Source organism: Thermosynechococcus sp. HN-54 (genome assembly GCF_023650955.1).
Taxonomy (GTDB): Bacteria; Cyanobacteriota; Cyanobacteriia; order Thermosynechococcales; family Thermosynechococcaceae; genus Thermosynechococcus.
The window spans coordinates 1,929,098-1,948,828 of sequence record NZ_CP098039.1 but is presented as its reverse complement, the minus strand read 5'-3'; the positions used below and the strand labels follow the sequence as shown (position 1 = coordinate 1,948,828).

20 protein-coding genes and 1 tRNA gene are annotated in these 19,731 nt (G+C 52.2%); 10 read left to right on the top strand and 11 right to left on the bottom strand.

Annotated elements, in window-relative coordinates; translation table 11 throughout:
* Positions 1–100 precede the first annotated feature (100 nt).
* The 3 genes from NBE99_RS09410 to NBE99_RS09400 are packed head-to-tail and all read left to right on the top strand — an operon-like array spanning position 101 to position 2,727.
* Positions 101–829: an HpsJ family protein gene (locus NBE99_RS09410; RefSeq protein ID WP_250681828.1), complete on the top strand. Its 729-nt coding sequence runs from the start codon at positions 101–103 to the stop codon at positions 827–829.
* Between the two features lie 37 nt (positions 830–866).
* Entirely contained in the window at positions 867–2,036 is a 1,170-nt protein-coding gene (locus tag NBE99_RS09405) for a SpoIID/LytB domain-containing protein (RefSeq protein WP_250681827.1), read from the top strand.
* A gap of 52 nt (positions 2,037–2,088) precedes the next feature.
* Positions 2,089–2,727, top strand: a complete 639-nt coding sequence (locus NBE99_RS09400) for a histidine phosphatase family protein (protein WP_250681826.1) — start codon at positions 2,089–2,091, stop codon at positions 2,725–2,727.
* Positions 2,728–2,778: 51 nt separating this feature from the next.
* Here NBE99_RS09400 and frr read toward each other — a convergent pair whose 3' ends face one another.
* The 3 genes from frr to NBE99_RS09385 form a co-directional block, all read right to left on the bottom strand.
* Complete coding sequence (gene frr / locus NBE99_RS09395; RefSeq protein WP_250681825.1) at positions 2,779–3,327, bottom strand: ribosome recycling factor; 549 nt, start codon at positions 3,325–3,327, stop codon at positions 2,779–2,781.
* On the bottom strand, positions 3,314–4,042 hold the full coding sequence (pyrH, locus tag NBE99_RS09390; protein WP_250681824.1) for a UMP kinase: 729 nt from the start codon (positions 4,040–4,042) through the stop codon (positions 3,314–3,316). Before pyrH ends, frr begins: the two co-directional genes overlap by 14 nt.
* A gap of 64 nt (positions 4,043–4,106) precedes the next feature.
* Positions 4,107–4,180: transfer RNA gene (locus NBE99_RS09385), tRNA-Arg, on the bottom strand.
* Between the two features lie 268 nt (positions 4,181–4,448).
* On the opposite strand from NBE99_RS09385, the gene NBE99_RS09380 reads away from it, so the two are divergent.
* The 5 genes from NBE99_RS09380 to NBE99_RS09360 all read left to right on the top strand — a co-directional run bounded on the left by NBE99_RS09380 (position 4,449) and on the right by NBE99_RS09360 (position 7,274).
* Positions 4,449–4,937 (top strand): hypothetical protein, encoded by a 489-nt coding sequence (locus tag NBE99_RS09380; RefSeq protein ID WP_250681823.1) that lies wholly within the window; start codon positions 4,449–4,451, stop codon positions 4,935–4,937.
* 152 nt (positions 4,938–5,089) lie between these two features.
* Entirely contained in the window at positions 5,090–5,569 is a 480-nt protein-coding gene (locus NBE99_RS09375; protein WP_250681822.1) for a hypothetical protein, read from the top strand.
* A gap of 63 nt (positions 5,570–5,632) precedes the next feature.
* The gene (nblR, locus tag NBE99_RS09370) at positions 5,633–6,322 is read left to right on the top strand and encodes a response regulator transcription factor NblR (protein WP_250681821.1); all 690 of its coding nucleotides are present in this window, start codon (positions 5,633–5,635) and stop codon (positions 6,320–6,322) included.
* Entirely contained in the window at positions 6,303–6,827 is a 525-nt protein-coding gene (locus tag NBE99_RS09365; RefSeq protein ID WP_250681820.1) for a DUF192 domain-containing protein, read from the top strand. Before nblR ends, NBE99_RS09365 begins: the two co-directional genes overlap by 20 nt.
* A 249-nt stretch (positions 6,828–7,076) precedes the next feature.
* On the top strand, positions 7,077–7,274 hold the full coding sequence (locus tag NBE99_RS09360; protein WP_250681819.1) for a hypothetical protein: 198 nt from the start codon (positions 7,077–7,079) through the stop codon (positions 7,272–7,274).
* Here the strand turns inward: NBE99_RS09360 and NBE99_RS09355 are convergent.
* The 4 genes from NBE99_RS09355 to NBE99_RS09340 all read right to left on the bottom strand — a co-directional run bounded on the left by NBE99_RS09355 (position 7,271) and on the right by NBE99_RS09340 (position 12,589).
* Complete coding sequence (locus NBE99_RS09355) at positions 7,271–8,074, bottom strand: ParB N-terminal domain-containing protein (RefSeq protein ID WP_399370417.1); 804 nt, start codon at positions 8,072–8,074, stop codon at positions 7,271–7,273. The genes NBE99_RS09360 and NBE99_RS09355 overlap by 4 nt on opposite strands.
* A 90-nt stretch (positions 8,075–8,164) precedes the next feature.
* Positions 8,165–9,037, bottom strand: coding sequence for a ParA family protein (locus NBE99_RS09350; RefSeq protein WP_250681817.1), 873 nt, complete (start codon positions 9,035–9,037; stop codon positions 8,165–8,167).
* Positions 9,038–9,069: 32 nt separating this feature from the next.
* Positions 9,070–11,733, bottom strand: a complete 2,664-nt coding sequence (gene clpB, locus NBE99_RS09345; protein ID WP_250681816.1) for an ATP-dependent chaperone ClpB — start codon at positions 11,731–11,733, stop codon at positions 9,070–9,072.
* A gap of 91 nt (positions 11,734–11,824) precedes the next feature.
* Positions 11,825–12,589 (bottom strand): hypothetical protein, encoded by a 765-nt coding sequence (locus tag NBE99_RS09340; RefSeq protein ID WP_250681815.1) that lies wholly within the window; start codon positions 12,587–12,589, stop codon positions 11,825–11,827.
* Between the two features lie 93 nt (positions 12,590–12,682).
* Between NBE99_RS09340 and NBE99_RS09335 the strand changes: the two genes are divergently transcribed.
* Positions 12,683–13,861, top strand: a complete 1,179-nt coding sequence (locus NBE99_RS09335; protein WP_250681814.1) for a transposase — start codon at positions 12,683–12,685, stop codon at positions 13,859–13,861.
* Positions 13,862–13,904: 43 nt separating this feature from the next.
* Here the strand turns inward: NBE99_RS09335 and NBE99_RS09330 are convergent, their stop codons facing one another.
* Genes NBE99_RS09330 through menB form a run of 4 tightly spaced genes read right to left on the bottom strand, consistent with a single transcriptional unit; the run spans position 13,905 to position 17,037 of the window.
* The gene (locus NBE99_RS09330) at positions 13,905–14,429 is read right to left on the bottom strand and encodes an SRPBCC family protein (protein WP_250681813.1); all 525 of its coding nucleotides are present in this window, start codon (positions 14,427–14,429) and stop codon (positions 13,905–13,907) included.
* Positions 14,430–14,433: 4 nt separating this feature from the next.
* Positions 14,434–15,852: a TrkA-related ion transporter gene (locus NBE99_RS09325; RefSeq protein WP_250681812.1), complete on the bottom strand. Its 1,419-nt coding sequence runs from the start codon at positions 15,850–15,852 to the stop codon at positions 14,434–14,436.
* Between the two features lie 55 nt (positions 15,853–15,907).
* Complete coding sequence (locus tag NBE99_RS09320) at positions 15,908–16,156, bottom strand: Ycf34 family protein (protein ID WP_250681811.1); 249 nt, start codon at positions 16,154–16,156, stop codon at positions 15,908–15,910.
* A gap of 44 nt (positions 16,157–16,200) precedes the next feature.
* The gene (gene menB, locus NBE99_RS09315; protein ID WP_250681810.1) at positions 16,201–17,037 is read right to left on the bottom strand and encodes a 1,4-dihydroxy-2-naphthoyl-CoA synthase; all 837 of its coding nucleotides are present in this window, start codon (positions 17,035–17,037) and stop codon (positions 16,201–16,203) included.
* 295 nt (positions 17,038–17,332) lie between these two features.
* Here menB and pcrA point away from each other — a divergent pair, with 295 nt between their 5' ends.
* Entirely contained in the window at positions 17,333–19,654 is a 2,322-nt protein-coding gene (pcrA, locus tag NBE99_RS09310; protein WP_250681809.1) for a DNA helicase PcrA, read from the top strand.
* Positions 19,655–19,731 lie beyond the last annotated feature (77 nt).

The following is a 19,731-nucleotide window of genomic DNA, read 5'->3' as shown; positions in this document are numbered from 1 at the left end:
AAGATAGCAGCGCCACAGGGGAGTCCATGCGCCCAAGATGAATCAACGGCACCAAAATCCAGTAAGGTTGATGCAGTAGTTGACGAGTCACTCACAGTCCATGACCGCTTCAAAATCAACCAAGCGACCTGTCCCCTTGGCGGCTCAGTTCCTGAAACTGGTGGGAATCATCCTACTCCTCACCTTTCTGGTCGAGTGGGGCATTCTCTTTATTACTCCCCAGTTCAATAACAGCCAGTGGCAACTCACGGTCGTCAACCAATTCATTGAGCGCGGTGCCACCCCCTTGATTGGGTTTGTCTTTATCTACACTGGCTTTTGGATTCAAGCGGTCTCTGGGAGTGCGACGCAGCCGGAGCCGGGAGAACCTGCCCTCAAGGATTGGCGATTTTGGGTCTTTGTTCTCTCCAGCCTACTTGGCTTATTGTGCCTGTTAGGCATTCCGCTCTATCTATCAATTACAGGGCAAATTACGGAGCAGGCAGTCAACCAAATCAATCAAGAGGCAGCCCAAGCCGAAATTCGCGTTGATCAGGAACAACAACAAATCAAACAACTGGCCAGTAGCGGTCAACTGGAGCAACTCCTCAAGAGCAATCAACTCCCGCCCGATCAACGAACCATTCTCGAGCAGTTACAAAAAGACCCCCAAGCCCTAGATAAACAAGCAGGTCAGGCACGAGAGCGCATTCGCAGCCAACAACAGGAAGCGGTGAATCGGGCGCAACAGGAAGCCTTTGTGAATCGTCTAAGGGTAGGAATTCGTAGTTTTCTCTTGGCAGTGGGCTTTATTACCATTGGTTGGAGTGGTCTGCGCGAGCACCGCTAGGCATCGTCACCATTGCCGCCTACCTGAGGAGTAAAACATGCTTTACCTCATTGTGCGTTGGCGTCTTCTGTCGCAGTCGGTGGGTCTCGGCTGCTTGATCAGCCTGCTGCTCCAACTGACAGCCGCAGCAGTGGAATTGCGGGTCGCGGTGCTAGAACGAGTCCGTCAAGTTACGATTAGTAGCTCAACGCCGGGCCAGTTACGGGATGAGGCCGGTCGGGTGTTGACACTGGCACCGCAACAGAGTGTTACGGCTGTCTTTACAGGGGTTGGCCTGCAAGCAGGGGGACTCCGTGGGCGGCAAATTGTTCTAGAGCCTCGAAACAACGGCCTCGTCCGCGTGGGCGATCGCTGGTATCGGGGGCGGCTGCAATTGGTGAGTACCAGTGAGGGCATTATTGCCATCAACCTTGTGGATGTAGAGGACTATCTGCCCAGCGTCGTGGGCAAGGAGATGTATCCCTCTTGGCCGCTGGAAGCCCTGAAAGCCCAAGCAGTGGCCTCCCGTTCCTTTGTCCTCTTTCGGCGCGATCGCGAGCGTCGCCGTCCTGGGAGTCTTTTTGATGTCGGTGCCACCGTCACCCATCAGGTGTATCCGGGAGTAAGTTCAGAAACCGCCAATACCCTAGCTGCCGTTGACGCCACACGCGGTCAAGTGCTCACCTACAATGGCCAAATCATTGAAGCCGTCTTCCATGCCTCCTCAGGGGGACACACCGAAAATGCAGAGCACGTTTGGCAAAATCCCGTTCCCTACCTGCGCGGTACCCCTGACTTTGACCAAGTCTCCCCCAACTTTCAGTGGACGGTGCGTTTCACCGCAGCACAACTGCAACAACGCCTCCCTGGGATTGGTACCATCGTTGGCTTTCGCCCCTTGCAATTGACCCCCCAAGGGCGAGTCATGGCAGTGGAAGTGGTGGGCACGGCGGGTAGTCGTACGATTTCAGGCAGTGAACTACGGCGCGTGTTGGGGCTGCACAGTACGCTGCTGACAATCACCCCAGAGTACGGCAATGTAGCGAGTCAAACGGGGCAAAGTGTACCAGTGGCCTTTACGATTACCGGGCGGGGTCACGGCCATGGCTTGGGCATGAGTCAATGGGGTGCCTACGGTATGGCATTGCAGGGCTACACCTACGACCAAATTTTGGGGCATTATTACCAAGGCGTTACATTGAGTGTATTGGACACAACTCAGCGTTGACGAGCTTTGTGCCCCTCGACTATGCTGCCCCTAGCGGTATGGGGTGAAGGTTGTGGTCTTGACACTCTATTTCTTGCGCCACGGGCAAACGAGCTTTAGTCGCGCCAATGCCTACTGTGGAGAACTAGATCCACCCTTGACAGAGGCTGGTCTAGCGATGGCTGAAGCCTTTGCCGAACACTATGCTCAGTTGCCTTGGCAGGCAGTCTTTGTCAGTCCAACGTTGCGCACTCGAACCACGGCACAGTTTTTGTGCGATCGCGTGGGTCTGCCGATGCAGGTTCGCGATGGTCTGCGGGAAATTTACTATGGTCAGTGGGAAGGCCTTTCCCCGGAAGAGGTGAATGCCAAGTTCCACGATGACTATGTGCGCTGGCTGGCGGATCCGGGCTGGAATGCCCCCACGGGGGGTGAGCGGGGGATTGACATCTACTACCGCAGTAATGCCGTTCTCTTAGAAATTGAGCGGGAGTATCCCGACGGCAATGTGCTAATTGTCTCCCACAAGGCAACGATTCGGATTATGCTCTGTGGGCTTCTTGGTATTGATGTGGGGCGGTTTCGCGATCGCATTGCTGCTCCTGTTGCCAGCGTCAGTATTGTGGAATATACCTCCCGTGGGCCATTGCTCCTTGCCCTTGCCGAGCGATCGCACTTGAGTCCAGAGCTGCGCCAGTTACCCGGCACCTAGTTGATCAAAAATGGGGGTCTAAATCCCCGCCCTTTAGGGCAGGCGCGTCTGTCAGACCGTCATAATGTCTTTTTCTTTTTCGGCAAGAAGCGCATCAATTTTGCCGATGTATTTGTCCGTGAGCTTTTGCACTTTCTCTTGCAAGTCCTTCACTTCATCTTCAGTCAGTTCTCCGGCTTTACCCTCCTTTTTAATGTGGTCAATGGCATCACGGCGGATATTGCGAATGGCAACTTTGCCCCCTTCAGCAATTTTGGCGGCGGTTTTCACCAGTTCCTTGCGTCGCTCCGTGGTTAAGGGGGGGATATTGAGGCGGATAGTAGAGCCATCGTTGCTGGGCGTCAGACCCAAGTCCGACAGTTGAATGGCTTTTTCAATGCTCGCCAACGTTGAGCGATCGTAGGGCTGGATCAAAATGGTGGTTGCATCGGGCGTGGAGATATTGGCTAGAGAGCGCAGAGGGGTTTCGGTGCCGTAGTAGTCCACCATGATTCGATCCAACAAAGCCGCGTTGGCGCGACCCGTACGAATGCTATTAAAGTCATGCTGGGTTGCTTCAACGGATTTTTGCATCCGCTCTTCGACATCAGCTAATTTCACAGGAGCCTCCAACCATCGTACCAATGGGTTCCCCAGTCAAGGCGCGGTAGATATTACCGGCCGTTTCTAAACTAAACACAATGATGGGGATATCATTATCTTTACACAGGGCGATCGCGGTACTGTCCATCACCGCCAAGTTGTGGGTGAGGGCATGGGTATAGGTGAGACTGCGGTAGCGACGCGCATTCGGATTTTTGTGGGGATCTGCATCATAGACACCATCGACTTTCGTGGCTTTGAAAATCACTTCAGCATCAATTTCGGCGGCACGCAGGGCGGCGGTGGTATCCGTGGTAAAAAAGGGATTCCCTGACCCTGCTCCAAAGATGACCACCCGTCCCTTTTCCAGATGTCGGATAGCACGGCGGCGAATGTAGGGTTCAGCCACCTCCTGCATGGCAATGGCAGTTTGCACGCGCGTGGGCACATTCATTTGTTCGAGGGCGTCCTGAAGGGTCATGGCATTCATGACAGTGGCAATCATACCGATGTAGTCTGCCGTTGCCCGATCCATGCCAGCCGCAGCTCCTTTCATACCGCGAAAGATATTGCCACCACCGACCACAATGGCAGTCTGAACCCCTGCTTGCACCACCTGAGCAATTTCGCTGGCAAAAGATTGAACTACCTTTGGATCAATGCCATAGTTCAGGTTGCCCATGAGGGCTTCACCGCTCAATTTGAGCAAAACGCGGCGATATTTAGGACTCATTGCGAGGATTCTTGCACTCCAATACGCTCCCCATCAACGATAGCAGGTTGGCTGTCACCACAGACGCGCCCGGTTGGACTCGAACCAACGACCAATCGCTTAGAAGGCGAGTGCTCTATTCCGCTGAGCTACGGGCGCATTTTTGAACAAAACTAGCCTGCACTCCCTCATCCTCGCATAGCAGGTGGGGGTTAAGGCGCGGCAAGGGAGCGAAGCGGAGTTGCCAATTGATTCATCATGGACGCTAAGCGCGCCAAAGCAATCACTATACTTCCTATAATCACTCTATGCTAACTCGAAATCCCATCATTCGCACGGGGACCAATGGCGCCTGAACCCAACGGCACACCAGCGTGTCCTCTTGGCTGAAACGGTGAAGATTTATCGCCGCTTGTGCCGGCATTTCATGGGAATCGTGTTGACCCATTGGTCGGAGATAGGCAGCTTAAACAGTCAGCAGGTGATTCCTGCGGTCGAAGGGCTGGTGCATGCAATCCGCCAAAATCCCAACCCGAAATACCCAAGCGACCGCACGTTTCACAAGTTCCCCAGCTACTACCGTCGGGATGCCCAGCCCCCCACCCTGAATGGGGAGACGGGATACTACCCCACGTTGTACCGAGGACAGTGCTACAGACTGCACGGGTATGACCAAGTAGAACTCAAGGTATTCACAGGCAAAGATTGGGTCTGGACAACTGTTCAGATTTCAGGACGAAGAGAACGGCATACCGTGGATAGCAACAAACAACTATCCCCTTCCCTCATTTGCAATGGGCGCAAATGCCATCTCGCCGTTCCGTTTGAGTGTCATCCCGAAAAGCGGCAGCCCGACAACAACGGTTTCAGTGGTTACCTTCGACGGTACTGTAATCTCACCCCGGAACAGACATAGACCGCAGAGACAAGCGCCTGAAATCGGTGTCAACCAGAGCAGGGAAAATGATGGGAAAAGGTGGAAAGCTCCACAAGGGGTTCTGCTCTCACACCTATCGCAAATGTCGCCATATCAACTAGAACATTGCTCACCATGTCTCGAAGCGAATCGTGGACATTGCCCAACGATTCAATGCTCAAGCGATTGTGTTTGAGAGACTGACGGACTGGAGGCCGAGTGGCGGTAGAAAAGGGTCTACCTTGCGTCAACGGTTTCACGGGTGGTTAAAGGGGATGATTCGCACCTTCACCGAGCAGAAGTGGCAAGAGGTGGGGGGTCAGGTGATGGATGTGGTGGCTGCCTACAGGTCCAAGCTGACCTATGACGGTTCTGGGGTGGTGACGCGCGATCCTAAAAACCATGCTCTGGCACAATTTCCCTCTGGCAAGCGGTATAACTGCGACTTAAATGGGAGTCAAAGCATTGCGGCCAGAGGAATTCTTCAGCTCACTTGGCGAAAGGACAGTGAGGAGTCTTTGGGCAAACGTTCCCGAAGCTTGCCTCAAAGCTGGGCTTGTCTGTGTGATCTGTGGATTCGCAATCTTCAGGTTAGCACTGACACCTCCACCTCGCGTCAGCTGGTGGAGTGAGCTTCATCATTTTCCCACAGGGAATAAGCTAAAGGTAAGATCCCCATAGTGAGGATGGTCTCAATGGAGTTAATGTCTCCCCCTGCACGTTTGCTTTTAGTGTGCGCCGACAACCACTTGTCGCAACGGATGGGACAAGACCTCCAAGCAGCGGGCTACGATCCCGTAATTGCGACGACGGAAAAAGAATGCCACTTGGCCTGTGCAGAATGGCAACCTGCCCTGATCATCATGGATCGCTATTTGGGGCGGCTCAACAGTATGGAGTTGTGCCAGCGGTTGCGTCAGCAGGAGATTAGCTTGCCGATTCTGTTGATGTTGGAGAGCGATCGCCTAGAAGATCGGGTCGCTGTGCTGGAGTCGGGTGCCGATGATTACCTATTGCTGCCCTATAGTCCCAAGCCCTTTCTCCAGATGATTCAGTTGTATTTGAAGCCCCCTGTGACCCAAAGTGAGGTGTTGCGATTTGATAATTTGACCCTTGATTTATTGACGCGGCGGGCAGAGCGCAATGGGCGCACGATCGACCTGACGATGAAAGAGTATGAACTGCTGAAGTTTCTTATGGAGCACCCCCGCGAAGTCCTCACTCGTGAGCAAATTTTGGAAAATGTCTGGGGCTATGACTTTTTGGGAGAATCTAACGTCATTGAAGTCTATATTCGCTATTTACGGTTGAAGATTGAACCCGATGGCGAAAAACGACTCATCCATACGGTGCGAGGAGTGGGATATGTTCTCCGTGAAGCCTAAGGTACGCGGGTTGGTTTTGGGACTAGTGACCCTAGGGTTGCTGCTGGGGTGTCAAAGCTTTGGCCAGGGGGATGTCCCACCTCAGAGGGTTCGCGGGGTTCCCCAGTATCTACCGATTACTGCTAGGGCACGCATTCACGACACCTGGATTCAATTGGAAGTGGCGCGCACGCCAGCACAGCAACAGTTGGGCTTGATGTTTCGTTCTGAATTGCCCCCTGATCGCGGCATGCTGTTTCCAATGTCGCCACCCCAAGTGGCCAGCTTCTGGATGAAAAATTGCCTCATTTCCCTCGACTTGATTTTTCTCAGGGAGGGTAAAGTGGTGGCGATCGCCCCCGAAGCTCCCCCCTGCAAAACTCTCCCCTGCCCGACCTACGAGTCCGGGGTTCCAGTGGATGCCGTTTTAGAACTGGCGGGTGGCCGCGCCGCCGAATTAGGACTGAAGGTCAATGACTCTGTAGAGATACAGTTTACCGCTGAACCCGAAAGTGCTGGAAGATAGCTGAAGCTACAAGGCTAATTAATCCTTAAAAAGTGTTATCGCCCCAAAACACCTGACTTAAACTGCGCGACGTAACTTTGGTAAGAGACTCTTGTAGTTTCCTAGCCTCTTCTGCCGCTTTTATATCTCCTCTATCTCTACTTCTCTTTTCTTCAATCTAGGTAAAAATTAGACCCACTACGCCAATAGTGGCCATCGTTTTGGGATTTGGCTGAGGCAGCAGGAATTCATTATCTTGCGGTGGTGGGTATGGTGTTGTCAGCGGCCAGTAACCTTGCTCTTGCAATTGTTCATCTCCATCAGCCCGTCAGCCTCGCCGTCAACAGCTTGTTCTTAGTCTTTTCTCTTGGGGTGATGATCCGCCGCAAATGGCATCCAGCGATCGCCCTTGCCGTGGGAGCAACAGCTGGATTATTTGGTAGCCAATGGTTAACTGATAGTGGCTAGTGAGGAAAACTCGAGCTTGCTGGTACAGGGCACTTTTCGAGTTTTGTAAGGGTCTGAGACTTCAGTTTCAAAATTTCTTTCAGATGAATGAGAGACTGAAAGGGAGATTGAGCACGATATTCAATAATCTTTTTGATATATTTTCCACTGCTTTTTTCACTGATTCCTGCATTTGTAAGCCACTGTTTGATTTCAGCTTGAGAGCCTTGATTAATCAAGCGTATTTTTAACTGAGGTTGGTTGCGATCTTCCAAGGAGCCTGATAGCGTTGCTGTTGGTGTGGGCGGTGGCACTTGTGAAGTCGGGACGCTCGCTATTTGGGTATTGATATTTGCTAGGGCTGCTTGCACTTCCTGTAGAGACTGGCAAATGGACTGATTTTGTGCTAAGAGCTGCTGAGTATAGGCACACATCTGCTTGAGAGACTGATGAATAGCCTCATTGTGAGCAAGAAGCTGCTGATTTTGCTGGTAGAGTTTCTTGATCAGGTCTTCGCTGGAGTTGATGACTGGTTGGTTAAGGTCTGAAGGCTCGGTTACTTTTTCTTCTTTTTGTTCTTCTGGAACCTCAGATACTGGTGCATTGGGCTGAATTTGACTGAGAATAGCAGCTTCTATTTCCGGCGGGTCATTTTCCTCAAGAATAAGGGCATTAATTTCCTTAAGATTGGCTTTTTGGGCAGCATAATACTGGCGATGACCCGACAAGAGTTTGAAGCGATGACAGGCCAAGCGATCGCCCAATCGCCGCACCACTAGCGGTGGAAAACAAATACCTGCTTTGAGAATTGAACTGGCCAATTGCTCGACACGCCCTTGATCTAGGGGAGGAGATTCAGAACCCAGTTCAATCGCCGTTAACTGAATACGCTTACTATTGACCATTGCTTTTTAGACTTGAGTGAGCCAATGGAGTTCATCGGCCAAATCATTAAATTCGCGGGCAGCATCTGAATTGGGCTTAAAGCGAAAAATGGACTGAGGTGCTGGTATTTGACTATCGCCAATGGTAATCACGCGATTGAGGCTACTGGATAAATCAACACACTCAGTGATAATTGTCTCTAGGATTTTGAGGGGATACTTATCCCTAATTGCTTCTTGAAGAGCAATAAACTTCTTTGAATTCCTAGTGCTGCCATGAATTTTCGAGGGCAAGATTCCCAAAATCTCTAAGGTTTTTTTACCTAGTCTTATCCGCAAATCTGCAAATCGTCGGTTAATATCTTTAACAAACGACAGGACGTACTTTAGGCCTTGATTGGCAAAGGGCTTAAAATCTGAGGGAATAATTAGATAGTCCGAGGCAATCAGGGCAATTTCAGCGTAGAGATCCCAAGCTGGCGGTGCATCTATGATCACAATGTCATAGGCTTCTTTGATGGCTTCTAACTTCATGAGGAGTTGCAAATGAATCCCATCAATCTCTCTAAGTAGATCACGGGTTTCAATGCTGACTAAATCAATATGGGCAGGGACAACATCAATCTCCGGGTGATTAAAAGACTGGGATTTCCGCACAACGGTTTCAATGGGATACTCCTCTGCATATCTGAGCACATGGAAGATATGGGCATCACGCAGGGTATCCTCCTCTTCAAACAGGAAACTCATTAAGCCGGTGGCAAAGGTTGTATTGGCTTGAGAATCCATGTCAATAACTAAAACCCGCTTGCCCCGACAACGAAGGGCAGCTGCCAAATTCACAGCGATCGTCGTTTTCCCTACACCACCCTTGTTGTGATAAATGGTAAGAACTTTCACATGCCTTTCCTGCCAAGTTGGTGATAGAGAGCCTAGGAAGCAGTGACGGTGTCGCGATCGCCTGCCCCTGCGAGGTTTGCAGCGCTAAAGGTCAACTCACCATTGACCAAATCTACCAAAATCGTATCGCCGGGTGCAAAGACCTCTTCAAGGATCTTCACGGCGAGGGGGTTCTCCAATTCCCGTTGAATAGCACGCTTCAGAGGACGTGCTCCATAGACTGGATCAAAGCCGACTGCCACCAAATGATCCAGCGCTGCTGGAGTGAGGCGCAGCCGAATTTTTTGCTCAGCAAGGAGTCTCTCCACCCGCCGCAGTTGAATTTGGGCAATCTGTGCCAGTTCAGCCCGCCCTAGCCCATGGAAGAGAATCAAATCATCAATGCGATTGAGGAATTCAGGGCGAAAATACTTTTGCGCACTTTGAAGCACCCGTTGGCGCATTTCTTCGTAGCGGCTGTCATCGCCGGCTAAGTCTAAAATATGTTCGCTGCCCAAGTTGCTAGTCATGATGATCACGGTATTGCGGAAGTCCACCGTCCGCCCTTGGGAATCAGTAATGCGGCCATCATCCAGCACCTGCAGAAGCACATTAAAAACTTCCGGATGGGCTTTTTCCACCTCGTCAAAGAGAACTACGGCATAGGGACGACGGCGAATCGCTTCCGTTAGTTGCCCGCCACTGTCAAAGCCCACATACCCTGGCGGTGCGCCAATCATACGGGAGACGGCGTGTTTTTCCATGTACTCCGACATATCAATGCGCACAAGGGCATTTTCATCGTCAAAGAGGGCTTCAGCAAGAGCACGGGCGAGTTCTGTTTTGCCCACTCCCGTCGGCCCCATAAAGAGAAATGAACCAATGGGACGGGCAGGATCTTTCATGCCGGCTCGCGCTCGGCGAATCGCTGCGGCCACGGCTGCCACAGCATCGGTTTGACCAATTACCCGCTGATGCAGGACATGTTCCAGTTGCAGGAGTTTTTGGCGTTCTGAGGCCATGAGTTTTTGCAGCGGAATTCCCGTCCATTTGGAGACAATTTCGGCAATATCGGCTTCGGTAACTTGATCGCGCAAAAAGGTGCCACCTTCGGCCTGAAGTTCCAAGAGTTGCGCTTCAGTGGCCTCCAGTTCGCGTTGTAGAGTTTCGAGGCGACCATATTTAAGTTGAGCCGCTTTGTTGAGGTTATAGTCGCGCTCTGCTTGCTCGATTTGCAACTTCACTTGGTCTTCTTCTTCCTTGAGGCTGTTGATGCGCTCTAGGAGGTCTTTTTCTGCTTGCCAGCGGGCTTGCATGGCCTGTTGCCGTGGTTGCAGTTGGGCAATTTCCTCTTCAATGCGCTGCAGGCGATCGCGGGTGGCTTGCAGTGGCACTTGGCTAAGGGGTAGGCTTTCCTCCTGCTTGAGGGAGAGTTTTTCCATCTCCAGTTGCCGCAGGCGCCGTTCAAGGGCTTCTAGTTCAGCAGGCTTGGTGGTGATTTCCATTTTCAGCTTGGCTGCTGCTTCATCCACGAGGTCAATGGCCTTGTCGGGCAAAAAGCGATCGCTAATGTAGCGATCTGAAAGGGTGGCGGCTGCCACCAAGGCAGAATCAGTAATTTTGACGTTGTGGTGAATTTCGTAGCGATCCTTGAGGCCGCGCAAAATCGAGATCGTATCCTCAACACTGGGCTGGCCAATATACACCTGCTGAAAACGCCGCTCGAGGGCAGCATCCTTCTCAATATACTTGCGGTATTCGTCTAGGGTGGTGGCACCAATACAGCGCAGTTCACCCCGCGCCAACATGGGTTTGAGCAAGTTGCTGGCATCCATCGAGGAGTTTTGATTGGCACCGGCGCCGACAACGGTGTGCAGCTCATCAATAAAGAGAACAATTTGACCGTCGGAATGGGTTACTTCGTGGAGAACGGCCTTGAGGCGGTCTTCAAAGTCGCCGCGAAATTTGGCACCCGCCACCAGACTACCGAGATCAAGGGAAATCAGCCGCCGATTTTTCAGAGATTCCGGTACATCGCCATTGATAATTCGTTGCGCCAGACCTTCGGCAATTGCTGTTTTGCCAACGCCGGGTTCACCAATCAGCACGGGATTGTTTTTGGTGCGGCGGGAGAGGACTTGAATGACACGGCGAATTTCCTCATCGCGGCCAATGACGGGATCCAATTTGCCTTGGCGTGCCGCTTCGGTGAGATCGCGGCCGTATTTTTCAAGGGCGGCGTATTTATTTTCGGGGTTTTGATCTAAGACTTTTTGAGAACCACGAATGGCTTTAACCGTGGCCGCCAACTGCTCGCGATCGCAATTCAAAGCGCGGAAGAGGCGTTGACCGATCCGGCGATCGCCGACAAAGGCAAGCAGCAGATGCTCAACCGAAATAAACTGATCCTCATGCTCTTGGCGCAGGCGGTTGGCTTCATCCAGAAGGGCGTCCAAACTACGGCCACAGTACAGTTCACTCCCTGTGGGAACACGGGGCTGCTGCTTCGCAAAATCCATCAGCCGCTTGAGTACCCATTCAGTGTCAATATCCGCCCGTTCAAGAATGAGTTGGCCTAAACCTTCCTCCCGCAGCAGAGCAATCATCACGTGCTCTGTTTCTAGATATTGGCTGCGATACTCCCGTGCCACATCTTGGGACTTAACAATGGCTTCCCATGCTTTATCAGTAAACTTTGTTGGATCCGTTGGTTGCATAGTGATAATTGAGGGCAGAATCCCACTGACCGTGACTGCATTATGCCATCATCTCCAGTGTAATCAACAGCCAGTCTGCGCACCGCCAGAATTAGTCGTAGGGCGGCAGATAGAGAAACTGACGCAGGTGATTGGCCAGTTCTTTCTTGCTGTTATAGCCACTACTGTAGTAGTGCCGCAGCGGGACTTTCTCGCCAGAGGCTAGGTGAACAACGACGCGATACAGGCGATCGCCCTCGGAATCCACGGAGCTTTCAATAGTAATGTCACTAATCTCGCGCAGGCGCAATTCCTTGTGAGTTCGGCGGAAGAAATTGGCATGGAAAATCGTCAAGGTGCCACTACTGCGATCCAGATCGAGGGTCAAGACAGGAGTCAAGGCAATCAGACTCGCCCCCACCAAAAAGAACACCCCTACAACTATCTGAATCAGCCAGCGATCGTCCACACGAGCAGACAGTTGCATTTGGTTGGGGTTCGCTAAGAACTGGTTAATTTGCTCCACGATGGTGGCGCGATCGCCCGCATCTGAGGAGGCGATGCCCAAGGGTATTGAGTCAGCCACACCCTCAAGGACGATCCGGTACATGCGATCGCCCTCACTGTCAATGTAGTCCTCCAACTTTGCCTGTCGCAGCACCGAGAGTGGAATTTTGACCCGCTCTTGAGTGACAAAGGACGTGGTGGTGACCACACACTCATAGGGAAACGTTTGGCGTTGACACTCAATGTCAGCAACAGGAAAGACACTCAAAATGAGAACAGGAACCAGACAAAACAGCCCGCCAAAAAGCCAAAGAGCCAAAGGCCGTTCCTGCAAACGCAAGCGATAGTCTGTTTGCTCCAGCACCTTCATCGTTACCTCCGGGAGACCCCTTCCTTTAGGAAGGGGAGGGATAGGAGCGGCAGTCTACGACTGCCAAGTACACTCACTGTTACAATCTAAGGCATGGAAAAGGCTTTCAGTTACCGCTTCTACCCGACGACCGAGCAGGAATCCCTGCTTCGGAAAACGTTGGGCTGTGTTCGGTTGGTTTATAACCGAGCGTTGGCAGTGAGAACAGAAGCTTGGCGTGAACGGCAGGAGAGAATTGATTACACCCAAACCTCTGTTTTGCTTACCGAGTGGAAGAAGCAAGATGACCTCCAGTTTTTGAATGAGGTTAGCTCTGTTCCGTTGCAACAGGCCTTGAGGCATCTGCAATCTGCCTTCAACAACTTCTTTGCGGGTCGGGCGAAATATCCCAACTTCAAAAAGAAACGCCATGGTGGCAGCGCAGAATTCACCAAGTCTGCTTTCAGGTGGAAAGACGGGAAATTGTTTCTGGCAAAGTGTCTGGAGCCATTGAATATTAGATGGTCTAGGCAATTGCCAGAAGGCGTTGAGCCATCCACCGTTACAGTCCGGCTTAACCCCGCTGGACAGTGGTATGTCAGTCTGAGGTTTGACGACCCCAGAGACCTGACACTGCAACCCGTCAACCAGTCGGTTGGTTTGGATGCAGGACTTAACAGTCTCGTTACCCTGAGTACAGGGGAAAAGGTCGCCAACCCCAAGCACTTTGACCGCCATTACAAACGACTCCGTAAGGCTCAGCAGTCTTTGAGTCGCAAGCAAAAAGGCTCTCGCAATTGGGATAAGGCGCGGCTGAAAGTCGCCAAGATTCAACAGAAGATCGCTGATTGCAGAAAAGACCATTTGCACAAGTTGACGACTCGATTGGTATGTGAAAACCAAACGATTGTGGTCGAGTCATTGGCTGTGAAAAATATGGTCAAGAACCGTCAGCTTGCCCGATCCATCAGCGATGCTGGATGGGGTGAACTGATACGGCAATTGGACTATAAAACCCAGTGGTATGGTCGGACACTGGTAAAAATTGACCAATGGTTCCCCAGTTCTAAACGCTGTGGAAAGTGTGGTCACGTGGTTGAGCAGCTGCCGCTGAACGTCCGGGAATGGGACTGCCCTGAATGTGGGGCACACCACGACCGAGATGTGAATGCGGCTCAAAACATTTTGGCCGTGGGACACACGGTTGCAGTCTGTGGAGCAGGTGTAAGACCTGATAGGCATACGTCTAAAGGGCAACCGCGAAGAAACAGAAACCTAAGTCGTGAGGCTTAGGAATCCCCCTGCTAAAGCAGGGGGAGGATGTCAATGCTAATTGTCATCCCTCAGCCTGCAAAAATGCTGCCACACTCGCTGCCAGTTGCTGAAAATTGGGTTCGATGCGTTGGCCGAGATACTCCTCCACAGCGCGGGCAATCATGCCAGCTAGGAATGAAGGTACTCCCGGAATGCGTTTTGGATCAATGCGTAGATGGCCACGGCTAGTGATAATAGTTGAGTTGCCCGCAGCAATAAATTGATTTTCCCCTCGGCAGTCAATCGCCTCGGTAAAAGCATGGGGGGCAATGCGCCAGCGCGTGAGATAGTCGCGATCGTCCCAATGGGTATAGTCTGTCCACGAAAGCATCGCTTCACTTAAGAGCGCCCGTGCTGCTGCCGGAATTTCGCCACCACCATGCCAAACCAAGACCATCTCTAGGGCTTGGGGGTGTTCTTTGCGCTCCTGCACTTCAATTTCCCGTACATTGGGCATCCAATTCACCAGCTCAGGCAGGCGATCGCGATAGATGCGATAGACAGAGTCACGGGGAAAGGGCAGCTCTACTTGGGAAGAAATTTCCATTGCCTTATCCCCACTGTGGACACTGCCGCGCAATCACCACCAAGTAATCTCCCACCTGTAACTCATAGTTCATTGGCGGATTAATCTCCGTCTGGCGACGCCCCTCAATGCGACGCTCCACAGCGACGAGGAGGGCATCATCCCGCTCCTTTAGGTGTCTTTGAGCATACCAAAAGGTTTTGCCTGCTAGGACTGCGGGCAAAGGGAGCCGATAAAACTGATTCCCCACCTGTACCGTTAGGAGTTCAGCAAAAACATCCATCGCCCCCTGATTGCGCACAGCATTGCCAATGAGGTGACCTGCCATTTCATCGGCCACTACCACATCCTCCACCCCTGCCGCCTGAAGTTGCACATTATTATTGCGATCCAAAAGCTGGGCACAGGTGTAAATCGTTGGATTGAGTTTTTCCATGGTCAGTGCAGCGAGAACTGTTCGGGCATCGCGGTCTTGATCACTGCGGGGCTGACTAGTGTCTGCCAAGAGAATGGCGCGGGAGGCATGGTAAATTTGCACTTTCTCTAGCACATCAATGCGGGTATAGTCCCCGGAATAAAAGTAAAGACGATTTTGATCCACAGCTCGCAACTCATTTAAGGGCAAGTGTTCAAGTTCGGCAACAATGACAATCGGCGCATGGCGGGTTTGGGGATCGGTTTGCAACTCCTGTAACACAAGGGGGGCACTGCGATTCCATCCACAGAGAATAATGTGGTTGCGCAACTCATCCAAGTCAAAGTGCTTAATGCTCATGACCGAGTGCAATCGCTGCACCATGAAGGCTGACACCACCCCGGTGAAGACTGCAAATAGGGTTAAACCAGACAAGACGACCACCAGTGTAATGACACGTCCTGCGTGGGTTTTGGGATAGGCGCCGATGGGTTCGGCAGACACCAAGGAGAAAAAGCTGTACCATAGGGCATCCCCAAGGCTGTGAATATCTGGGTTTGACGTTCCTTCGATGATATAAAAAGCCAGCCCCCCAAAGAGCATGATCAACACAATGATTAACAGTGCTGAAATTTGAGCGCCGTAGAGACCAGAAATGTGGGGGGAAACGTAATGCAGGTTGCGGTTAATCAGAATCGAAGCACGGGGTAGGCGCAAAAGGGGCAGCAAACGAAACAACGTCCACTGCGGCGGCATCGGTAAAATCGCCACGAGATCTAGCCAATAGTGGCGGAAAAATCGTTTCTTTTTGCGGGCGATCGCAAAGCGCAAAAATAGTTCAATAAAAAAACAGAGGCGTAACGGCACCTCTGCTAAGACGATATAAAAATTAGGCTGCCCCGGCTGAATCCAAAGGACATCCAGCACCACCAATAGTGCCCATGCCAAAATCAGGACGAAAAGGGCTATCTCAACCTGTGGTGAGTGAATAAATACATCCAGTTGTTGTTGCCGTTGGCTGCGTCCCATTGCTGGTAGGAACAGAAAACATGGAGTCGGGGACGATCGCCAACTGGCGCTACCCTTAGGTCGGAATCAGTTCTCCTGGGCGCAGGCGTGCCCACCGTCCCTGATCTTCCACGAAACTAGCACAACCAACGACATCCCATTCCAGTTGAATTTCTTCCCCTTGGGTGCGGATATTCACATTGATCGTCGGCTCAATCGGGTCAAAGTCTGGCGTCAGGGTCAGATGGGGTTGTTGGTGCTGCTCCTCAACGGCATAGTATGTGGTACAGCGGTCCACAAGGGCGCAGTTAACACAGATACACATGGCGGACTCTCCCAATGCCACATACTCCTACTCTAGCGCATCCCCTAAGGACGCCAAGGAAATTGCTGAAAGTTGGGCGGACGCTTTTCTAAAAAGGCATTTTTGCCCTCGGCACTCTCTTCGGTGAGGTAGTACAGGAGGGTGGCATTCCCGGCCAATTCCTGTAGCCCGGCCTGACCATCACAATCAGCATTAAAGGCCGCCTTCAAGCAGCGAATGGCCAAGGGACTTTTCGTGAGAATCTCCTGCGCCCAGCGGATCCCCTCAGCCTCCAGCTCTTCAACGGGGACAAGGGCGTTGACCAACCCCATGGCAAGGGCTTCCTGAGCTGTATATTGCCGACAGAGAAACCAAATTTCGCGAGCTTTTTTCTGGCCCACAATGCGGGCTAAATAACTAGCCCCAAACCCGGCATCAAAACTACCCACTCGTGGTCCCGTTTGACCAAAAATGGCATTCTCAGCCGCGATCGTCAGATCGCACACCAAGTGCAGCACATGGCCACCACCAATGGCATACCCAGCCACAAGGGCAATCACCACCTTCGGCAGGGAGCGAATTTGCCGTTGTAGATCCAAAACATTCAGTCGCGCCACCCCCTGCTCGTCCAGATAACCCGCCTCACCGCGAATACTTTGGTCACCACCCGCACAAAACGCATACTTGCCATCGGTGTGGGGGCCGGCACCTGTCAGCAAGACAACGCCAATTGTGGGATCGTTGCGGGCATCTTCAAAGGCTTGACTCATTTCAACAATGGTTTGCGGGCGAAAGGCGTTGCGCTTGTGGGGACGGTTAATCGTAATTTTGGCAATGCCCGTGGTTTTGTGGTAAAGGATGTCAGTGTAGTTGTGAACCTGCTGCCAGTGGACGCTGTCCATAGAGTGCGATCAGTTAGGATGGATTCCCATTGTACCCTGAGGGGTTCTCGGGTTTAGAGGGGGGCAAAAGCACAAAAAAATTAACATCCACCACCTAGGGGAGGCTAGAAGAACCAGCAACCCCACTAGCGGCAAGCCGCAACGCAAGACTTGATTTTCTGTTTTCGGAAATTTTTGACAGCAAATCTTGACGGCGGCGATGCGATACCCGCAGTGCTAGCGGCTGGAGGCGCCAACCAGTTGGCCAGTAATCGTCAGGTATCATAAAGCTTTAGGCGCATGGGCAGAGCAGTAAATGAGCAGTGATTTTCTCGCAGGACTGAATCCGTCACAACGGCAAGCGGTGGAGCACTATGGGGGCCCGATGTTAGTGGTGGCTGGCGCGGGGTCTGGAAAAACACGCACGCTCACCTATCGCATTGCCCATTTGATTCGCCATCACCAGGTGGCACCAGAGCATATCTTGGCGGTGACATTTACCAACAAGGCCGCCCGTGAAATGAGGGAGCGGATTGAAGCCCTCTTTGGTCAAGAGATGGCCAAGCAACTCTATGGGCGAGACTGGCTGGATCTAGCCCCCCTTGAACAACAACGGGTGCGATCGCGAGTCTATCAAACCTACACCAAACCCCTGTGGATTGGCACCTTCCACAGCTTGTGTGCCCGACTCCTGCGCCTAGAAATTGAGGCTTATCAGCATCCCCAAGGGTATCGCTGGACGCGGCATTTCACCATTTTTGATGAGTCGGATGTGCAGAGCCTGATTAAGGAAATTGCCACGGCTGAAATGAACCTTGATGAGCGCAAGCATGATCCGCGCGCTATCCGCTACAAAATTAGCCATGCCAAAAACCGTGGTCTTAGACCCGACCAATTGGAACAGGAACAGCGATCGCCGGCTGCTCGGGTGGCCGCAGAGGTTTATCGTCGCTATGAGGCAGCCCTTGCCAAGAACAATGCCCTTGACTTTGATGATTTGATTTTGCGAACGGTGCATCTGCTACAACAGCATCCTGAGCGCCTTGAGTATTGGCATCAGCAATTCCAACATATTCTGGTGGATGAGTACCAAGACACCAACCGCACCCAATACGATCTGATTCGGCTCTTGGCGACCAATGGCACGCCCCCCCAGCAGTTTCAAGATTGGCGCGATCGCTCGATTTTTGTCGTGGGCGATGTGGATCAGTCCATTTATTCATTCCGCTGTGCCGATTTCACGATCTTGATGAATTTTCAGCAGGATTTTGGCGATCGCCTGCCCGATGACGATAGCCGCACGATGATTAAGTTGGAGGAAAACTACCGCTCCGTTGCCAACATTTTGCAGGCTGCCAATCATCTCATTGAGCACAACAACGAACGCATTGATAAAGTGCTGCGTCCCACCAAGGGGGAAGGCGCCCCCATTCACTGTGAGTGTTGTGCCACAGAAACCGATGAAGCCGACTTCGTTGCTCGAACGATCAAGGCCTTGGGTCGCCGCTCCCTTGAACCCCACTGGGAACGGTTTGCCATTCTCTATCGCACCAATGCCCAATCTCGCCCCTTTGAGGAGGCCCTAGTGCGTGCCAACATTCCCTACACCGTGGTTGGCGGTCTCAAGTTCTATGAGCGCAAGGAAATTAAAGACATTCTGGCCTATCTGCGGCTGCTGCAAAACCCCCAAGATACCGTGAGTCTGCGGCGAATTATCAACATGCCGCGACGGGGCATTGGCAAAACCAGTTTGGATCGCCTCAGTGAGGCCGCGCAAACCCTTGGCATTTCCCTGTGGGACTTAATTGCTGACACTGAGTCTATGACTCCCTTGGCGGGGCGGGCGAGTCGGGCAGTGCAGCAGTTTGTGACTTTAATGAATCACCTGCGATCGCTGGTGGATGATATTGAACTGCCTGACCTAGTGAAAACTGTCATTGAAGAGACGGGATACCGCCGTGAGCTAGAAAACGAGGGCACCGACGACAGCCTAGAGCAGCTGCAAAACCTGATGGAATTGGTCAATGCCGCCCAGCAATTGAGTGAAGAAAATGAGGGTGCCAGTCTCAGCGACTTTCTCAACAGTTCTGCCCTTGCCTCGGATTTGGATACATTGTCCGAAGGGGAAGGAGTGGTCTCGCTGATGACCTTACATGCGGCCAAGGGGCTAGAATTTCCCGTTGTCTTTTTGGTGGGGATGGAGCAGGGACTGTTTCCCAACTTTCGCAGTCTCAACGACCCCATGGCCCTTGAAGAAGAACGCCGCCTGTGTTATGTCGGCATTACCCGTGCCCAAGAACAACTGTTTCTCACCTTTGCCCAAAGCCGCCGCCGCTACGGTGGCAGTGAAGATACGATTCCATCGCAATTTTTGACGGAGCTACCCCCAGAACTGCTCACAGGGCATGTGCAGCGACGCCCGAAAATGGCCACCAAGGTATCCCCCCTGCGGTTGAGCAAGGCTGCGGCCTCTCCTTGGCGGGTGGGCGATCGCATTCTCCATCCCGTCTATGGCGAAGGGGAAATTACCCATGTCTTTCATACTGGTCCGAAGCTCTCCCTGGCGATTCGTTTCCCGCGCCGCGGGCAAAAAGTGGTTGATCCTCAGCTGACGCCCCTCGAACGGCTCAGTTCCTGAGTCAAGCCCACTTTAATACAGCTCTAAATGCTAAGTTTTGTGGCAGGATTCGACAGCGGCGAGGGGAGTCCAGTCTG

What these genes read in the sequence shown, in the direction of transcription:
- NBE99_RS09340 (WP_250681815.1), bottom strand. Translation starts at nt 12,589, where the DNA reads ATGAAGGTGCTGGAGCAAACAGACTATCGCTTGCGTTTGCAGGAACGG.
- menB (WP_250681810.1), bottom strand. Translation starts at nt 17,037, where the DNA reads ATGGACAGCGTCCACTGGCAGCAGGTTCACAACTACACTGACATCCTT.
- NBE99_RS09325 (WP_250681812.1), bottom strand. Translation starts at nt 15,852, where the DNA reads ATGGGACGCAGCCAACGGCAACAACAACTGGATGTATTTATTCACTCA.
- NBE99_RS09335 (WP_250681814.1), top strand. Translation starts at nt 12,683, where the DNA reads ATGGAAAAGGCTTTCAGTTACCGCTTCTACCCGACGACCGAGCAGGAA.
- NBE99_RS09405 (WP_250681827.1), top strand. Translation starts at nt 867, where the DNA reads ATGCTTTACCTCATTGTGCGTTGGCGTCTTCTGTCGCAGTCGGTGGGT.
- pyrH (WP_250681824.1), bottom strand. Translation starts at nt 4,042, where the DNA reads ATGAGTCCTAAATATCGCCGCGTTTTGCTCAAATTGAGCGGTGAAGCC.
- NBE99_RS09410 (WP_250681828.1), top strand. Translation starts at nt 101, where the DNA reads ATGACCGCTTCAAAATCAACCAAGCGACCTGTCCCCTTGGCGGCTCAG.
- nblR (WP_250681821.1), top strand. Translation starts at nt 5,633, where the DNA reads ATGGAGTTAATGTCTCCCCCTGCACGTTTGCTTTTAGTGTGCGCCGAC.
- clpB (WP_250681816.1), bottom strand. Translation starts at nt 11,733, where the DNA reads ATGCAACCAACGGATCCAACAAAGTTTACTGATAAAGCATGGGAAGCC.
- pcrA (WP_250681809.1), top strand. Translation starts at nt 17,333, where the DNA reads ATGAGCAGTGATTTTCTCGCAGGACTGAATCCGTCACAACGGCAAGCG.
- NBE99_RS09330 (WP_250681813.1), bottom strand. Translation starts at nt 14,429, where the DNA reads ATGGAAATTTCTTCCCAAGTAGAGCTGCCCTTTCCCCGTGACTCTGTC.
- NBE99_RS09360 (WP_250681819.1), top strand. Translation starts at nt 7,077, where the DNA reads ATGGTGTTGTCAGCGGCCAGTAACCTTGCTCTTGCAATTGTTCATCTC.
- NBE99_RS09320 (WP_250681811.1), bottom strand. Translation starts at nt 16,156, where the DNA reads ATGTGTATCTGTGTTAACTGCGCCCTTGTGGACCGCTGTACCACATAC.
- NBE99_RS09365 (WP_250681820.1), top strand. Translation starts at nt 6,303, where the DNA reads ATGTTCTCCGTGAAGCCTAAGGTACGCGGGTTGGTTTTGGGACTAGTG.
- NBE99_RS09380 (WP_250681823.1), top strand. Translation starts at nt 4,449, where the DNA reads ATGGGAATCGTGTTGACCCATTGGTCGGAGATAGGCAGCTTAAACAGT.